The 16,690-nt window shown below is 66.6% G+C and carries 19 protein-coding genes; 3 read left to right on the forward strand and 16 right to left on the reverse strand.

Annotated features, from left to right (window positions below; translation table 11 throughout):
- Positions 1–92 precede the first annotated feature (92 nt).
- From arsH to ACW174_RS15820, 8 genes are all read right to left on the reverse strand, one after another.
- Positions 93–848, reverse strand: coding sequence for an arsenical resistance protein ArsH (gene arsH / locus ACW174_RS15785; protein WP_134581261.1), 756 nt, complete (start codon positions 846–848; stop codon positions 93–95).
- On the reverse strand, positions 848–1,264 hold the full coding sequence (locus ACW174_RS15790; RefSeq protein WP_134581262.1) for a GNAT family N-acetyltransferase: 417 nt from the start codon (positions 1,262–1,264) through the stop codon (positions 848–850). Before ACW174_RS15790 ends, arsH begins: the two co-directional genes overlap by 1 nt.
- On the reverse strand, positions 1,264–2,349 hold the full coding sequence (arsB, locus tag ACW174_RS15795; RefSeq protein WP_134581263.1) for an ACR3 family arsenite efflux transporter: 1,086 nt from the start codon (positions 2,347–2,349) through the stop codon (positions 1,264–1,266). The genes ACW174_RS15790 and arsB overlap by 1 nt, the downstream gene beginning before the upstream one ends.
- A complete protein-coding gene (gene arsC, locus ACW174_RS15800; RefSeq protein WP_134581264.1) occupies positions 2,346–2,771 on the reverse strand; it encodes an arsenate reductase (glutaredoxin) in 426 nt (141 codons plus the stop codon). Before arsC ends, arsB begins: the two co-directional genes overlap by 4 nt.
- 7 nt (positions 2,772–2,778) lie before the next feature.
- On the reverse strand, positions 2,779–3,114 hold the full coding sequence (locus tag ACW174_RS15805; protein ID WP_134581265.1) for an ArsR/SmtB family transcription factor: 336 nt from the start codon (positions 3,112–3,114) through the stop codon (positions 2,779–2,781).
- Between the two features lie 51 nt (positions 3,115–3,165).
- Positions 3,166–4,134 (reverse strand): arsenic resistance protein, encoded by a 969-nt coding sequence (locus ACW174_RS15810; RefSeq protein ID WP_134581266.1) that lies wholly within the window; start codon positions 4,132–4,134, stop codon positions 3,166–3,168.
- A gap of 321 nt (positions 4,135–4,455) precedes the next feature.
- Positions 4,456–4,803: a nuclear transport factor 2 family protein gene (locus ACW174_RS15815; protein ID WP_244093368.1), complete on the reverse strand. Its 348-nt coding sequence runs from the start codon at positions 4,801–4,803 to the stop codon at positions 4,456–4,458.
- Between the two features lie 444 nt (positions 4,804–5,247).
- On the reverse strand, positions 5,248–5,694 hold the full coding sequence (locus tag ACW174_RS15820; protein ID WP_013269058.1) for a hypothetical protein: 447 nt from the start codon (positions 5,692–5,694) through the stop codon (positions 5,248–5,250).
- A 107-nt stretch (positions 5,695–5,801) separates the two neighbouring features.
- On the opposite strand from ACW174_RS15820, the gene ACW174_RS15825 reads away from it, so the two are divergent.
- Complete coding sequence (locus ACW174_RS15825; RefSeq protein WP_013269057.1) at positions 5,802–7,004, forward strand: DUF3800 domain-containing protein; 1,203 nt, start codon at positions 5,802–5,804, stop codon at positions 7,002–7,004.
- 85 nt (positions 7,005–7,089) lie between these two features.
- Entirely contained in the window at positions 7,090–7,374 is a 285-nt protein-coding gene (locus ACW174_RS15830) for a helix-turn-helix transcriptional regulator (protein WP_013269056.1), read from the forward strand.
- 259 nt (positions 7,375–7,633) lie between these two features.
- Here ACW174_RS15830 and ACW174_RS15835 read toward each other — a convergent pair whose 3' ends face one another.
- The 8 genes from ACW174_RS15835 to guaB form a co-directional block, all read right to left on the reverse strand.
- Positions 7,634–8,173 (reverse strand): YjaZ family protein, encoded by a 540-nt coding sequence (locus ACW174_RS15835; protein ID WP_013269055.1) that lies wholly within the window; start codon positions 8,171–8,173, stop codon positions 7,634–7,636.
- Positions 8,174–8,176: 3 nt separating this feature from the next.
- Positions 8,177–8,683 (reverse strand): helix-turn-helix domain-containing protein, encoded by a 507-nt coding sequence (locus ACW174_RS15840; protein ID WP_013269054.1) that lies wholly within the window; start codon positions 8,681–8,683, stop codon positions 8,177–8,179.
- 260 nt (positions 8,684–8,943) lie between these two features.
- Positions 8,944–10,197, reverse strand: a complete 1,254-nt coding sequence (locus ACW174_RS15845) for a tyrosine-type recombinase/integrase (protein WP_376853953.1) — start codon at positions 10,195–10,197, stop codon at positions 8,944–8,946.
- Positions 10,198–10,487: 290 nt separating this feature from the next.
- A complete protein-coding gene (gene guaA, locus ACW174_RS15850; protein ID WP_492015321.1) occupies positions 10,488–12,065 on the reverse strand; it encodes a glutamine-hydrolyzing GMP synthase in 1,578 nt (525 codons plus the stop codon).
- Positions 12,062–12,787, reverse strand: coding sequence for a 5'-methylthioadenosine/S-adenosylhomocysteine nucleosidase (locus ACW174_RS15855; RefSeq protein ID WP_492017303.1), 726 nt, complete (start codon positions 12,785–12,787; stop codon positions 12,062–12,064). Before ACW174_RS15855 ends, guaA begins: the two co-directional genes overlap by 4 nt.
- Positions 12,787–14,091, reverse strand: a complete 1,305-nt coding sequence (locus ACW174_RS15860; RefSeq protein WP_492015322.1) for an RsmB/NOP family class I SAM-dependent RNA methyltransferase — start codon at positions 14,089–14,091, stop codon at positions 12,787–12,789. Before ACW174_RS15860 ends, ACW174_RS15855 begins: the two co-directional genes overlap by 1 nt.
- Positions 14,092–14,101: 10 nt before the next feature.
- Complete coding sequence (locus ACW174_RS15865; RefSeq protein WP_492015323.1) at positions 14,102–14,476, reverse strand: MAPEG family protein; 375 nt, start codon at positions 14,474–14,476, stop codon at positions 14,102–14,104.
- A gap of 44 nt (positions 14,477–14,520) precedes the next feature.
- On the reverse strand, positions 14,521–15,978 hold the full coding sequence (gene guaB / locus ACW174_RS15870; protein ID WP_492015324.1) for an IMP dehydrogenase: 1,458 nt from the start codon (positions 15,976–15,978) through the stop codon (positions 14,521–14,523).
- A gap of 141 nt (positions 15,979–16,119) precedes the next feature.
- Here guaB and ACW174_RS15875 point away from each other — a divergent pair, with 141 nt between their 5' ends.
- Complete coding sequence (locus ACW174_RS15875) at positions 16,120–16,677, forward strand: DUF2061 domain-containing protein (RefSeq protein WP_492015325.1); 558 nt, start codon at positions 16,120–16,122, stop codon at positions 16,675–16,677.
- Positions 16,678–16,690 lie beyond the last annotated feature (13 nt).

Raw genomic sequence — 16,690 nt, forward strand, 5'->3', positions numbered from 1 at the left:
ATCGCGATGCTCGGCGGCCGCCGCGGCCATGGCGTCAAGGTCCGTATTAAGGCGGGAGGAATGCGAGGCATGTTCGCGTGGTCGAGGGGAGGTCACGCCTGGCGCGCGATGACGATCCCCGACAGATCGGAGGCGGCGTCGAGGGGAATCCCGGCCGCCTTGCGCTCGGAATAGCGGTCCACCAGCTGGGCTGCGTGCGGCCGGGTGAGGATGGTGAAGCGCACCAATTCCTCCATCACATCGACGATCCGCTCATAGTAGGCCGAGGGCTTCATCCGGCCGGCCTCGTCGAACTCCTGGAAGGCCTTGGCCACGCTGGACTGGTTGGGGATGGTGATCATCCGCATCCAGCGGCCCAGCAGGCGCAGGGTGTTGACGGCGTTGAAGCTCTGCGACCCGCCCGACACCTGCATCACCGCCAGGGTGCGGCCCTGGGTCGGGCGCAGGCCGCCCAGGCTGAGCGGCAGATGGTCGATCTGCAGCTTCATCAGGCCGGAGACCTGGCCATGCCGTTCCGGACTGCACCAGACCATGCCCTCCGACCAGAAAGCGTGCTCGCGCAGCTCGCGCACCGCCGGGTGGTCGTCGTCGCCGGGCGCGCCCGGCAGGGGCAGGTCGGAGGGGTCGAAGATGCGGGTCTCGCATCCCATTCGCTGCAGCAGACGGGCCGCCTCCTCGACGCAGAGCCGCGAATACGACCGCTCGCGCAGCGATCCATACAAGAGAAGGATCCGCGGCGCCGGATCGGTCGGACCTAGCCCCCGGGCGGGGTCGGCGGACAGATAGGCTGCATCCAGAGCCGGCAGGTGATCCGGATCCGGCAGCGGCCGCAGGCGGGCGAAAGTCATCAGAGGTCCTTGATGAGATAGGCCGCTGACGCCGGGCAGACGTCCGCGAACTCGCGGGTTTGCCGGATCGCAAGGGGCGCGGACGCCCGTTCGGCGGAGACGAAAGCACGCCGGGCGAAGAATAGCTCGGCCGTCGTGGTGAGCAGGTGAAGCCGTTCGCTACCCAGATCGCTCGCCATGGCCTCGACGGCGGTCAGTATGCGGCTCCCGATCCCTTGGGCCTTCAGGTCGGCGAGCACGACCAGGGAGCGCAGCAGAAGATCCTGCCCCTCCCCTTCCAGGCCGACATAGCCGGCGATGCCGCCGTGTTCGTGGGCGGCGAAGTATCGACCAGCGCCAGGCTCGGGCAGACCCGCGCCGCGCAGGGCCGCGATCAGGCCGACGTCATCCGCGTCCAGGAGATGCAGGACGACCATCAGGCCGCGTCCGCCGGCGGAGCCGTATCCGGGAACCAGCGGCGTCCCATCCACAGCGCGACCGACACCAGCAGGATCAGCACCGGCACCTCGACCAAGGGACCGATGACGGCCGCAAAGGCGACCGGCGAGGTCAGGCCGAAGGCCGCGATGGCGACGGCAATGGCCAGTTCGAAATTGTTCGAGGCCGCGGTGAAGGCCAGGGCGGTGGTGCGCGGATAGTCGGTCTCGATCAGCTTGCCCATGAGGAAGCTGACCACGAACATCACAAGGAAGTAGATCGTCAGCGGAATGGCGATGCGCAGGGCGTCCAGCGGCAGGGCCACCACCTCCCCGCCCTTGAGGCTGAACATGACCACGATGGTGAACAGCAGGGCGATCAGGGTGATCGGTCCGATGCGCGGCAGAAAGCGCCGCTCGTACCAATCGGCGCCCCGGCGGGCGATCAGGCTGCGACGGGTCAGGAAGCCGGCCAGGAAGGGAAGACCGAGGTAGACCAGGACCGCCCCGGCGATGGTCCAGACGCTGACGTCCACCACACTGCCCTGCAGGCCGAACAGGGGCGGCAGGACGGTGAGGAAGATCCAGGCGTAGAGGCTGAAGAACAGGATCTGGAAGATCGAGTTGAAGGCGACGAGACCGGCGACATACTGGTTATCGCCCCGCGCCAGCTGGTTCCACACCAGCACCATGGCGATGCAGCGCGCCAGTCCGATCAGGATGACGCCGGTCATGTATTCCGGCTGATCGCGCAGAAAGATCACCGCCAGCGCGAACATCAGCACCGGGCCCAGCACCCAATTCTGGAACAGCGACAGGGCCAGCACCCGCTTGTCGGCGAAGACACGCGGCAGCGCCTCGTACCGGACCCTGGCCAGCGGCGGGTACATCATCAGGATGAGACCGACGGCGATTGGGATGTTGGTCGTGCCGATCGAGAGGCTATTGATCCAGGCGGGCAGACCCGGCGCCAGCGTCCCCAGAGCCACGCCGAGACCCATGGCCACGAAGATCCACAGCGTCAGCCAGCGGTCGAGGAAGGACAGGCGACGCGGCGACGTAGTCGTCACGGGGGTGTCGATCATCGCTTCACCCGCTGGCCGGCGGCGTCGATGACGACCTCGCCGTCCTCCTTGGTGAAGGGTTTGAGATCGTCGTCGGGCAAAAGATCGAGCACGGCCTCCGATGGCCGGCAGAGTCGAACGCCCATGGGACTGACGACGATCGGGCGGTTGAGAAGTATCGGATGGGCCTCGATCGCGTCGAGCAGTTGATCGTCCCTGAGGCCTGGATCACCGAGGCCCAGTTCGGCGAAGGGCGTGCCCTTTTCGCGCAACAGGTCGCGCAGCGGCGCGCTGGTGCGTTCGGCCAGCTGGGCGATCATGGCCCGCGACGGCGGGGTCTTCAGATACTCGACGACGTGCGGCTCGATGCCGACATGGCGGATCAGCTCGAGCGCGTTGCGCGACGTCCCGCAGGCGGGATTGTGATAGATGACGACGTCCATGGGATCCTCAGGGGCGGCAGGGTGCGAGTTCGGCCAGCAGGGGCTCGCAGAGGTCCGCCCTGCCCCCGCAGCAGTCCTTGAGCAGGAACAGGACCAGGTCGCGGAACCGGTCCAGGTCGGCCCGGTAAATGATCGAGCGGCTGCGCCGCTCCGACCTGATCAGCCCCGCGCGGGTCAGGACGCCGAGATGGGACGACAGAGTGTTGGGCGGGATCGCCAGATGGTTCGAGATGTCACCGGCCGCCAGACCTTCGGGTTCGTGCCGCACGAGGAGGCGAAACGCCTCCAGCCGCGTGGACTGCGCCAAGGCGGCGAGAGCGAGAATCGAGGCTTCCGTTTCCATAATTCCGAATTAGTCGAACTATGGAAACAATCAAGGTTTAACTTCCCCTGATCAGGCTGGCCGACGTCCCAGCCCGGGGATGCCGCGGATGTAGACCAACTCCGCCAGGAGCTCGATCAGGGTCTGGGTGACGATGATGGCCGGGACCAGGGGGATGGCGCCGGGCACGACCAGGGCTAGCGGCAGGACCACGAGCGAGTTGCGGGTCCCCGCGCTGAAGGCGACGGCGCGGCCGGCTTCCGGCGTCAGCCGTGCGAGCCGCGACACGGCCCATCCGATGAGCGGCGCCAGCACGGAGAAGGCGACATAGACCGGCACGACACTCAGGGTCCGGTCGAGGGTCTGTCCGAGTTGCGGCATGACCGCGGCGACGACGATGAAGAGCACCAAGGCCGTGGCCGGCACCGGCGCCAGGCCGAGACCAGATGAGACTCGCTCGCCCGTTTTGCTGCGGGCCGCCCAGGTCTGGACCAGCGCCGCCAGAACGAACGGGATGGCGATCAGCCAGACGAAGGCGTGGATGAACGGACCTGGCTGCACATAGGCCGCCGCCTCGGCGCCGAGGAACAGACGCAGATAGATGGGCAGGAGCGCCATCTGGGCGATCAGCAGCACCGGGGTCGAGGCCAGGAGCAACCGGGCGTCCGCGCGACCCAGATGAGCGAAGGTCACGACATAGTCGATGCATGGACAGAGCAGCACCATCAGCACGCCGAGACGGATCAGGGGATCGGCCGGCAGGAACTGCATCAGGCCCAGGACGAGCAGGGGCACGGCGATGAAGTTCACCGCCAGCAAGGTGCCCAGGAACCGCAACTCCTGAAGCGCCCGGCCGAGGGCGGCGACGGGCACCTGCAGGAAGGTGACGAACAGCATCAGGGCCAGCGCCGGATTGATCGCCGATTCCAGCACCGCCGTGCCCGGGATCACGAACCCAATGGCCGTCGCGACGATCACGGCGGCGAAATAGATCCAGACCTGTTGGGCTTCGAGGCCGTCGCGAAGTTCAGACGTGTTCATCCCGGATCCTGACTTCGCACTGCACCCCCCCTACCGGCCGCGACCACCCCGGCCTGTCAAGCCTCGTCCTGCGTTCCGCGGCTCAGAGGGTGGACCGATCAACTGGCGGCGTTCGAGCGGCGTCGGAGCGCGCCCGCAAGCTCTGGCGCGCGCACCGCACTCAGGGGTTTGGCTTGGTTCCTACTGCGGCTAAGATGGTCCCCGGCGGGCCTCGACCGGATAGCCTTTGATCTTGAGCCAGGGGACGTTCTGCGTCGGCGGCGATCACGGGTGAAGACGTCGAGCTTCACACAGAAGTTCCCGGCCCGCCCCCTCCCCTCCTCACCAACGGGCGACGCTGAGGCGACGCCAACGATCCTTCTCTACCAGAGGCACCTCGGCCAGATCGGCGTGATCGCGCCACCGAGTGATCACGCCCTTCTCAACCTCGAAAACGTTGATAGCGCGGACGTTCATGACGAGGCCACGGTTCGCGGCCAGCAGATAGAGGCTTTCGGCGATGACCAGCTCGCCCTGGGTGACGGACTTGAGGATGTGAAGTTCGAACAGCGAATAGCTCTGGAAGAGCCGACGCCAGAAGCCGAGAAGCGCCGTACGTCCGACAAGTTCGCCCGCGATGTCGAACTGGGCCGCGACCTGCTCCGACAGATAGGATTCGAGGCGACGCACATCGCGTGATGCGATCTCCCCGGCGAAAGCTTGGACGACGTCTCCGGGCATAAGCGACATGATCACCGTTCAGGTGCGCAATCATGATCCGATTCTCAGTGGAAAACTCGCGTATCGCGTGTGACCAACGATGTCACTCCGGTTCGATAACCCCGGCCCCCACCGCGACCGCGACGGCCTCTATCCGGGTGCGCACGCGCAGCTTCGAGCACACCTTCTCAAGGTATGGGTTGCAGGCACGCGAACTGCGCGCCTGAAACCCTGCCCGTCGGCGAGACCGGGGTAGCAAGGGCCAGGGCGGACCGGCCGGAGGGGGATCGCCCGACCTGCACAAGCCTGACCTTGATGATGATCATGAAGACGATCGCCGGCGCGGAAGGTCGGGGAGACCGGCCGGTCCGGCGGCGCAGCCGCTTCACCCTGGCGCGCGCGAGGGCGGAGCCCTTAGCTCTGGACGCCCGCCGGACCGTTGGTCCCGTCGGCAAGGTCGATCGTCAGTGCGAGCGTGTCGATCACCGCCCACGACACCCTGTTGCAGCGAGGAAGGAGCCTGAAGAAGGCGTCGCCTGTCCCGCGGTGAGGAATGAATCGCGGCGAAGCGATCGGCATCGGCGTCACGTCGATCAATTGTCCGCGCTCGTCTGCAACGACGGAATGGGCGACGATGTGGAGCTGGAACGCGTCCTGCGCCTCGATCAACCAGCCGTGGACCGGGATCGCGTCCGGCGTCTGCGCCGCCCAGCGCACAGCGTTGGCATGACAGTCGTTGGGGCGCGCCGCATCACCATCGCGAAACACGACCTGAAGCGGTTTCGGGCAAAGCGCTTCGGAGCGGCGCCCGTGGACCTCATCGAAATAGGCGACATCATCGGCGTCGAAGGTGATCGTCATGTCTCGTCCTCTCGCCGTCGACGGCCCGACGGGTCCGAAGGCATGACACGCTCTCGACTTCCGACCAAAGCAGAGCTTCACTCGGACATTGAGGCTCTCGCCTCCGCTTGCGGGCGGAAAGCGGCGGCGCGAACTTCGAGGACCACGCCCTGTCATCCCCCACCCTGATATCCTTCGATGAGTCCGGCTTCACCGGGCCCAATCTGCTCCGGGACGACCAGCCGGTCTTCGCCTATGCGGCGGTCGAACTGTCCATTGAGGACGCCAATCAGCTGATCGCGGAGATCCGCGACGGTCGCAAGCCGGTCATCCAGGCCGCCGAACTGAAGGCGTCCGGACTCAAGAAGCGGGGGGACTGGCCCGAGATCGCGGGCCTCGTGCTGGCCCGGATGGAGGGCCGTTACAGCTTCCTCGTCGCGGACAAGCGGCTGGCGTTCGCGGGCAAGGTGTTCGAGTACCTCATGGAGCCTGTGCTCGAGGACAACAGCCTGCTCTTTTACCGTCACGGGCTTCATCGGCTGGTCGCGGGAGCCGTCTATCGAAGCATCGCGACCGCCGGCGGACCGGCCGAGGACCTCGCCCTTCAGCTCGAGACGTTCATGCGCAGTTTCGATCCCGCAGACGCCCCCGCGGTCTTCGCCGCGACCGGAGAGGCGCCGGCGGATGCGCGGGTCCTGGGCGAAGTGTTGCGGTTCGCGCGGGGCTATGCCGAGCGGATCAAGGCGCGCACCGAGCACCTGAAGGACGACGCCGAGTACGCCAAATGGGTGCTGGACCTGACTTCGACCGCGCTGATGTCGCTCCTCGTCAACGGTTTCGGCCCCAAGCATCAGCAGCTCGAGGTGCTTTGCGACGACTCCAAACCGCTACAGGGCATCGCCTCGACCTTCGACGGCTTCATCGGTCGCGATGAGGAATTCCCTCTGCATGGCGGCAACCGCGTGGTCAGCGCCAGGCTCAATCTCGCGGGGCCGATCCGGTTCGGCCAGTCGCATGACAATCCGACGCTTCAAATCGCCGACCTGATCGCCGGCCTCGCCGCCCAGCTCTATGGCCGCAACACACCTGCTGAACTTCAGCCTCTCAAGGCCGACCTGGACCGCCATCTGCATGAGGATCACATCCTGCCGGAGACGGCGGGGGACTCGCAGATGACCGCGGTCGAGAAACAAGCCAATATGTTCGTCCTGCGTCACCTCGCGGGCCGCGCGGCGCTGGGAGCCGACCCCCTCAAGGGGATGGCCAAGGTCTACGTCCAGGCCTTCAAGCGAGCGGGCTCCGTCGGCCAGCGCTTGCGAAACCGGCGCTGAGGACACGTAAGCCTGCCACCGCAGGTCTGCGTGTTCACCCTCCAGCATCTTTCGGTTCGAATCGGCCGGAACAAGGAGATGCTCCATGGGACAGACCCATTCGCCCCTGCCGCGAACGATCAAGAAGCCGGAACTGCGCCAGATGGTGCCTCTCGCAGACAGCACCATCTGGGAAATGGAGCAGCGCGGGGAGTTCCCCAAACGCTTCCGGCTGACGCCGCGATGCGTGGTCTGGGATCTGTCGGAGGTGCAGGCCTGGCTGGAGAAACGCCGCCGCACCCCGGTCACGGCGGCCAAGGCCCCGGATGTGCGCCTGCGCCGAACACGCCCGGTCCACGACGGGCTGGGCGCGGCCCGGCCGCACCTGTGAGCCGGGTGCGCTTCAGAAATCAGCGAGTATGGTCATAGAATGCTTCATCCGGGGCCGGTTGTGACCCGGAGACCGGGACAGGGACGTCCAGGGCTGATCATTGATTTCTTCACCCCCGGGGCTTATATGTCCTCCCGAGGCCAGATCGGTTGAAACAGCCTCACCCGCCTCTTCGGAGGTCCACGCGTGAGCGAGATAGGGATTTCGGTCCCGGAAGCGGCTACCGAGTGACTTCTGATAGGGGCGCCTCCGGGCGCCCTTATCTTTTCCGGTGAAACTTCAGCTTCTCGCCCTTCAGCGTCTTGTCGACCAGCACGGCGAAGCGAACCTTGCTCATGTGGGCGATGGCGAGCGCCTGCGCCGGTTCAGGGCTGTAGGCGCTTTCCACGAAGAGCTTGAGATCGATGCCGGCGCCGGCGCCGCGCTTGACCCTGAAGAAGACCCTGTAGTCCCCTGCTCCGCCGTCGTTGCGCACACCGATCCGCAGGAAGTTCGCCTCCGGGGTCTGATAGACATGCGCGGTCGGCAGACCTTTCAGGATATGCGGCAGCGCTTGCGACAGCCCGTAGCGGATCGGACAGAAGACGCGCCGCCTCGGGCCGTCCCAGACCGCCACCGCGTTGTCGTCGTGCCGGGCGGCGTCGAAGGTTTCGCTGAAGCAGTGGTTGCTGAACCGGACATCGATCTTCACGCCGTTCGGACGCGACTGGGTCGCCATCTCGAGAACGAAGGGCTCGAGATGGTCGAACGCGAGCGTCTGCCCCGCGACCTCCAGCGGCGGAAAGTACGGCCCGGCCATGATCTACAGTCCGGACAGGTCCGGCGACCGCTTGCGCAGTCCCGGCCGAACGGCCGCGCGCTTGGTGGCGGCGGCCTTGTCGCGCGCGTCGATCATGTCCTTGGCGATCGGCTTCAGCTTCTCGACCAGGGGCTTGAGGTCATAGATGTTGCTGGCCTGCCCTCCGCTGGAATGGCGACGCACGATCCGACGAACGAGACCTTCGTCTTCGAGGCGTTTGATGGCGCGCTGGACGGTCTTGTCCGACACGCTGAGGCGTTCGGCCAGCCTGCGCTTCGAGGGGAACGGCATCTCCTCGTCCTCCCACCAGTGGTCGATCAGGTGCATCAGCACCGCGAGTTCGGTGGCGTTGATGTGCAGGCGAGCCTGGGCTCGGAGCAGGACCGAAGGGACGAAGGTGAAGCCCGGGTCGATCACGCCCTTGGTCCACCGCTTCTCCAGGACCTTGCGCGACGTCTCAGGCGTGGCGGCGGGACGGAGGGGGACGACCTTGTTGGTGGTTTCGCTCATGGTTGATCTCATTGATTGAGCCGATACAATGGACCTTCAAACCGTTGAACGGAATGGTTCGGGCCCGCCTCTCCCCTGGACATAGGCGCCCATACCCCCGGACGCCATCGTCCCTCCGCCCCGGTCGCCACCGTCCCCCGAATAAGCACGCCGCGCGTTTCAGGACGCCGTGTCGCATGAGGCTATTGGAGTACAACAACCCCCTGGTCGTCGGCGTCCACGGGTCCACCAATTTTCTGTTCGCATCCCTGGGATGCGTTTCAGAATTTCGGATCGAACCGCGGCGCGCTGACCTCTGGTGCGGCGAGCGCCGGGGTATAGGCGCGTCCCGCTTCCCACGCATCCACGGCGTTCGACCATTCCTGAGCCATGTGCCGACGCTGGGTCTCGAACTCCGCCTTGTTGTAGACGCCGCGCGAGGATCGCTCTTCGTGAGCCAGCCCCTTCTCGATCCAGTCCGAGTTGAAACCCATCTCATGCAGCAGGGTCGAGGCCGTCCGCCGCAAGTCGTGGACGGTGAAGGGTTCGAGCGGGAGATCACCCTTACCGGCCTTCTCAGCGATCGCACTGGTGACGCGGTTGAAGGTCGCCCGCGACATCGGCGCATCGGCGTCGTAGCGCGACGGCAGGATGTATTTCGAGTTGCCGGCGCAGGTCTTCAGGGCGACCAGGATGTCCAGCATTTGGGTGGAGAGGTAGACGTTGTGAGGGCGTGAGCGCTTCATGCGCGCCGCCGGGATCGACCAGACCGCATTGTCGAAATCCACCTCGGTCCATACCCCGTCCTGAAGTTCGCTCTTTCGAACCATGCTGAGCAGGATGAACTTCAGGCCGAGCCTGATGGTTGGCAGGGTCGCCACCTCACCCAGAAGCATCAGCATGATCCGGATTTCGGCGGGGGTGAGCGAGCGGTCGCGCGGTCGGAAGGTCGCGATGGACGCCGGGCCCACGTCATCTGCCGGGTTGTCGATCTTCTCGCCGTGGAGGATGGCCCAGCCGTAGATCTGCTTGACGATATCCCGGACGTGGATCGCCGTCGCGGGCGCCCCGCGGTCCACGATCGCCTTGCAGTGCGCCCGCAAGTCGTCAGGCGTGATCTCGCTCAGCAGGCGGTTCTTCCACTTCGGAAGGATGTCCCGATTGAAAATCGCCCGGCGCATGTCGCGGGTGCTGTCCGCCATCGGCGCGCGGTCCATCCAGCCCTGGGCGACCTGTGCGAAATCGTGAGCTTCCTTCAAGCGACGTTTGGCGCGCTGCTTTTCAACGGCGGGCGATACCCCGTCTGCGATCGCCTTCTTCACCTCGATCAGCCGCTCGCGGGCTTGGGCCAGCGTCAGCCCGGCCCGACCGTAACGCCCGAGCGTCATGGTCTCTCGACGGCCGTTGAACCGATAGTCGTAGCGGAATGAGATCGCGCCGCCCGTCGAGACATAGACGTACATACCGTCCCTGTCGGTACTCTTGTAAGCCCTTGCTTTCGGACGCAAATTCTTCAGTGCGGTGTCGGTTAGCACGGTATAATCGCCTCTGGCTGTCGGTCCTCGAATTCGGGCGCGCCAAGACAGCTTTTTATCATCCATTTCAGAGACTTGCTGGAAATGAATACCGTCAGGGCTTGGCCCGATGTCAGGACGGTATGAGCCCGAGTCCGCCAGATCAATGCAGCGGCGTACCGTCGGGCAGTCCGACAAAACGAAAAAAGACCCTCCGAATGGCTCCGAAGGGTCTCGACAGAATTCACAATGTTGTCAGCCCTTTAGAGGCGGCTTCGGAAGCGATACCGAATGCTACCGAAGGGTCGGGACTATTCCCACTCGATCGTGCCGGGCGGCTTGGAGGTGACGTCATAGACGACGCGGTTCACGCCGCGGACCTCGTTGATGATGCGCGTCGCGGTCTTGCCCAGCACCTCCCAGGGGAACTGATAGAAGTCGGCGGTCATGCCGTCGGTGGAGCTGACCGCGCGCAGGGCCAGCACCTTCTCATAGGTGCGGGCGTCGCCCATCACGCCCACCGTCTTGACCGGCAGCAGCACGGCGAAGGCCTGCCAGATGGCGTCGTACAGGCCCGCCTTGCGGATCTCTTCCAGATAGATGGCGTCGGCCTGTTGCAGGGTCTCGACGGCTTCCGGCGTGATCTCGCCCGGAATGCGGATGGCCAGGCCCGGTCCGGGGAACGGATGACGGCCCACGAAGGCGTCGGTCAGGCCCAGTTCGCGACCCAGGGCCCGCACCTCGTCCTTGAACAGCTCGCGCAGCGGCTCGACCAGCTTCAGCTTCATGTAGTCGGGCAGGCCGCCGACGTTGTGGTGGCTCTTGATCACCGCAGACGGGCCGCCCGAGGCCGAGACGCTCTCGATCACGTCGGGATACAGCGTCCCCTGCGCCAGGAATTCAGCGCCCTCGATCCGGTTGGCCTCGCGGTCGAAGATCTCGATGAAGACGCGGCCGATGGTCTTGCGCTTGGTCTCCGGGTCCGAAATCCCGGCCAGCTCGCCGAGGAATTCCTTCGACGCATCAACGTGCACCAGCGGGATGTTGTAGTGCTCGCGGAACAGGGTCGTGACCTGGGTCGCCTCGTCCTTGCGCAGCAGGCCGGTGTCCACGAAGACGCAGGTCAGCTGGTCGCCGATCGCCTCGTGGATCAGCACCGCCGCCACCGAACTGTCCACGCCGCCGGACAGGCCGCAGATGACCTTGGCGTCGCCGACCTGTTCGCGGATTTGGGCGATCTTCTCGTCGCGATAGGCGGCCATGGTCCAGTCGCCCTTCAGCCCGGCCACGCCGAACAGGAAGTTGCGATAGATTTCGGCCCCGCGCGGGGTGTGGTGGACCTCGGGGTGGAACTGGACCGCATAGATCTTGCGGGCCTCGTCGGCGATGGCGGCGAAGGGGGCGCCCGGCGAGGTGGCGATGACCCTGAAGCCCTCGGGGATGGCGACGACGCGGTCGCCGTGGCTCATCCACACCGTCTCCTCGTGGCCCGCGCCGCCGATGCCGGCGAACAGCGGACTATCGTCCTGCACGGTGATCTCGGCGCGTCCGAACTCGCCGTCATGCCCGCCCTCGACCTTGCCGCCCAGCAGGTCGCACAGCAGCTGCTGGCCGTAGCAGATGGCCAGCATGGGCAGGCCCAGGTCGAACAGCTTCTTGCCGATGCGGGGGCTGTCCGCCTCCAGCACGCTGGCCGGGCCGCCCGACAGGATGATCGCCTGCGGATCGAAGGCGTCGACCATGGCCTCGACCTTGCTGAACGGATGGATCTCGCAATAGACGCCCGCCTCGCGAAGCCGCCGCGCGATCAGCTGGGTCACCTGACTGCCGAAGTCGACGATCAGAACCTTCTGGTGGTCGGCGCCGGGGTGTTTCGAAGGCGTGGTCATGACGTGAGCGAGTCCGGGGAGGGCGTGGAATGGGCGGGGTCTTGGCGGCCCAGGGCCGCAAGATCAAGGGCCTCAGGATCAAGGGCGGCGAGGCCTTCGGCCTCCAGCACGACGATCAGTCGGTCCAGCGCGACGGCCAGGTTTTCATCGACGTGATGCAGGGTCGAGGTCCAGTCCTCCAGCGCCTTCAGCTCGGCGCGGCCGTCCGACACCCCGCGCAGGGCGACGAGAGGCCGGCCGAAGGTCTGGCAGGCGCGCAGCAGGGCGAAGGTCTCCATGTCCACCATATCGGCGTCGATGCCGTCATAGGCGGCGCCGGAGACGACATCGGCGCCGGTTGAGAGGCTGGCCGTCGGCACGTCGGGGATGGGGCAAGGCATGGCCAGGACGGCGGGCAGGTCCAGCAGCGGGGTGGCCCCCTTCGGAAATCCCAGGGCGCTGGCGTCCATGTCGCGATAGCCGACCGACGACACCTGATAGACCGCCGCATGCTCCAGCGTGGGCGAGCCGCACGAGCCCAGCGACAGCACCAGATCGGGCAGCCCTCCCTTCGCCTCCAGCCGCGCCAGAACCGCGGTCAGGCTGACCGCCGCCTCGACCGGCCCTACACCGGTCAGGAGAGGCTGTATTCGGGCTCGCAGGTGAGCGCCGTATTCCGCGGGGGCCGCCATGACGCAAAGGACCGACACGTCGCCGTATCGCTCCATGCGCCATGCGCCCATCACGAAGCGCGCTCGTAGATCGCGACGAAGAAACCGTCCGTCCGGGTCGAGGCCGGGGTCAGGTGCAGACGATGCCCCTGAGCCTTCGCCGCCAGGGCCTCCGCGCCGGACGGTGTCAGGCCCGATTCGGACAGGGCCGTCGCGATCGGGAACGGGGTGAAGCCGGGATGGGCCGCCTCGAAGGCCGTGGTCGATCCCTCGTTCTCGCGGCTCAGCATCGAGCAGGTGACATAGACCAGACGCCCGCCCGGCTTCACCAGCTGGGACGCCTGCGACAGGATGCGGACCTGCAGGGCGTGCAGGCGTTCGACCTCTTCCGGCGCCAGACGCCAGGCGTCTTCCGGACGGCGACGCCAGGTGCCCGAACCGCTGCACGGCGCATCGACGAAGACCAGGTCGGCCTTGCCGTTCAGGTCCTCGATCCCGCCGCCGTTCTGGCCCAGCAGGCAGAGATCGGCCGCCACGCCCGCCCGGGTCAGGCGGGGCCGGATGTTGTCCAGCCGCTTCTGCACCACGTCACAGGCCACCAGGGTGCCCTCGGCCTTCATGGCCTGCGCCAGCGCCAGCGTCTTGCCGCCGCCGCCCGCGCAATAATCGACCACGGTCATGCCGGGCCGGGCGCCCGCCAGCCAGGAGACGATCTGGCTGCCCTCGTCCTGGATCTCGATATGACCCGACTTGAAGGCCTCCTGCGCCTGAACGTTCGGCGGGGGCTCGCTGGGCAGGCGCAGGCCGAAGGTCGAGAAGGGCGTCGGCTCGGGCGTCAGCCCCGCCGCTTTCAGCTCGGCCTCGACCGCCTGCACGGTGGCGACCAGACCATTGACCCGCAGGTCGATCGGCGCGCGCGGCGCCATCAGTTCCCGGGCCTCTTCCGTCCAGCGATCGCCGTAGGTCGCCTTGAAATCCTCGACCACGAACTCGGGCAGGCCGGCGGCCACCCAGCCGGGCAGTTCCCCCTCGCCCGCCGCCGTCAGCCGCGACCGCTCCTGCTTCGACAGCGGACGCGGACCGTAGCCTTCGCCCGCGTGCAGGGCCTCGATCTCTTCAAGCGGCAGGGCGTCGATCAGGCTGAGCGAGCCGATGACCAGTGCGCGGCCGTCCTCGCGACCGCCCATGGCCCAGACCAGACGGCCGCGGGCGCGCAGGACCTTGTAGACCCGGTCGGCGATCGCCTTACGGTCCTTTGACCCGGCGTAGCGGTTCGCCGTTCCCCAGACCTTGAGAACGGCTTCCGCCGGCTGACGGCCCTGGGCGATGCTGTCCAGGATCGAGGCGGCGGCGGCGAGGCGGGCGGCTGGGGTCAATTCAGGTCTTTCAAACGAACAGGGCGGCGATGACCATCACCAGCCCGACGGTGGACGTAATCCAGACCAGCGAGCGAATGACGGGCACGCCGAAGGCGTAAAGGGGGACATAGATCAGCCGCCCGAAGAAATAGAGGTGGGCGCCGATGAGGGTCAGGGTCGTCCCGTCCTTACCCGCGATATGCGCCATGATCACGGCGCCGATAAACAACGGCAGGGTTTCGAACAGATTGGCCTGCGCCCGCAGCAGGCGACCGGCCAGCGGGCCCGGCGGCGGCGTGTCGCCATCACGCGGGCCGGCGTTCCATTTCGCCCCCAGTTCGGCGGTGCGGGCGGCTCCCGCCGCGCCGATCTGGATCAGGGCCAGGACGAGCGTGGCAGCCAACAGAATGAATTCAGGCGTCATATCCACGGCTTGCGCTCCCCTGCTCAGCCCTGACGATAGTTGGGCGCTTCCCGCGTGATCATCACGTCATGGACGTGGCTCTCACGAAGACCGGCGCCGGTGATCCGGACGAAGCGGGCGCGCTCCTGGAACTCCGGAATGGTCCCGGCCCCGACATAGCCCATCGAGGCGCGCAGCCCGCCGACCATCTGGTGCAGCACCGGGCTGATCGGCCCCTTGTAGGGCGTCTGGCCCTCGATGCCCTCGGGCACCAGCTTTTCGGACGACACTTCCTTCTGGAAATAGCGGTCCGCCGAACCGCGGGCCATGGCCCCGACCGAGCCCATGCCGCGATACGACTTGTACGACCGGCCCTGGTACAGGAAGACCTCGCCGGGCGACTCATCGGTGCCCGCGAACATCGAGCCCATCATGGCCACATTGGCGCCGGCCGCGATGGCCTTGGCCAGGTCGCCGGAATATTTGATCCCGCCGTCCGCGATGACCGAGGCGCCGGTGCCCCTGGCCGCCCGCGCTGAGTCCAGCACGGCCGTCAGTTGCGGCACGCCCACGCCCGCGACGATGCGGGTGGTGCAGATGGAGCCCGGCCCGATGCCGACCTTCACCGCATCCGCGCCCGCATCGATCAGCGCCCGCGTCGCGTCGTAGGTGGCGACGTTGCCGGCGATGATCTGCAGGCGGTTGTTCTCGCGCTTGATGCGCTCGACCACCTGGGCGACCGAGGCCGAGTGGCCGTGGGCGGTGTCGATCACCACCACGTCGCAACCGGCGTCGGCCAGCGCCATGGCCCGCTCATAGCCTGCGTCGCCGACCGTCGAGGCCGCGCCGACCAGCAGGCGGCCCTGGTCGTCCTTGGCCGCGTGAGGGAAGGCCTGGGCCTTCTCGATGTCCTTCATGGTGATCAGGCCGACGGCGCGATAATCCTCGTCCACCACGATGACCCGTTCGATCTTGCGGGTCTTCAGCAGTTGCCGCGCCTCTTCCTTGCCGGCGCCCTCGCGCACCGTGATCAGGTCGCCCGTGGTCATCAGCGAGGCGGCGGTCAGGTTCAGGTCGCTCTCGAACCGCATGTCCCGGTGGGTCAGCATGCCGACCAGCCGGCCCGTCGCGGGGTCGACGACCGGGAAGCCGGTGATCTTCTTGCGGGCGACGATCTCGCGGACCTCGCCCAGCGTGGTCTCGGGGCCGACCGTGACCGGATTGACCACCATGCCGCTTTCATAGCGCTTCACGGCGCGGACCTGATCGGCCTGCTCCTCGATGGTCATGTTCCGGTGCAGAACGCCCAGGCCGCCGGACTGCGCCATGGCGATGGCCAGTCGGCTTTCCGTCACGGTGTCCATGGCGGACGACAGAAGCGGGATGTTCAGCCTGATGTCGCGGGTCAGCTGGGTCGAGACATCGACCATCGCCGGCATGAACTCGGACGGGCCGGGTTCGAGCAAAACATCATCGAAGGTGAAGCCTTCGCGTATCTCCATGAGGAGTCTCCGTTTTGCGGGCCGCGTATAGCGGGGAGCGGCAGGGAACCGCAAGGCCTCAACGCGTGCTATGGTCACGATAGAAACAATTGGTTTGCGTCGCGGCGCATCCGACACGATGTGGGCAGTATGGTTCGCGCCTTGATCACAACCGCCCGCCGTCTGGCGCTGAAGATCGCCAGCTATGGCGTGATGCACCTGATCGTCGCCATCCTGGTGGCCTTCGCCATCACCCGCGACTGGCGCCTCGCCCTCGCGGTGGGCGTGGTCGAGCCCTTCTTCCAGACCATCGCCTATTCGATCCACGACCGTGTCTGGCACCGGATCGAGCGCCGCAAGATGCTCTCGGGCGTCGAGGAGGCGTCCGAGGCCGTCACCGCCCGTCTGGGCGTCATGAATGCGGAGGAGCAGACCCGCATCCACGGCGGTCACGGGCACGGCCAGGGTCATCACGGCCACAGCCACGCCCTGCCCCGCTCGTTCAGCCAGATCGCGCTCAAGTCGGTGACCTACGGCCTGATGCATTTCACCGTCGCCGTGGCGGTCGCCTTCGCCCTGACCCGCAACATCGGTCTGTCCCTGACCATCGGCATCGTCGAGCCTTTGGTGCAGACGCTGTTCTTCACGGTCCACGACCGGGTCTGGAGCCGGATCGAGGCGCGGAAGGCGAAGCGCGCCGAGGAACTGGCGCAGGCCTGAGGCCCGCCGCCCG

The organism is Brevundimonas sp. AVps31 (genome assembly GCF_058681355.1).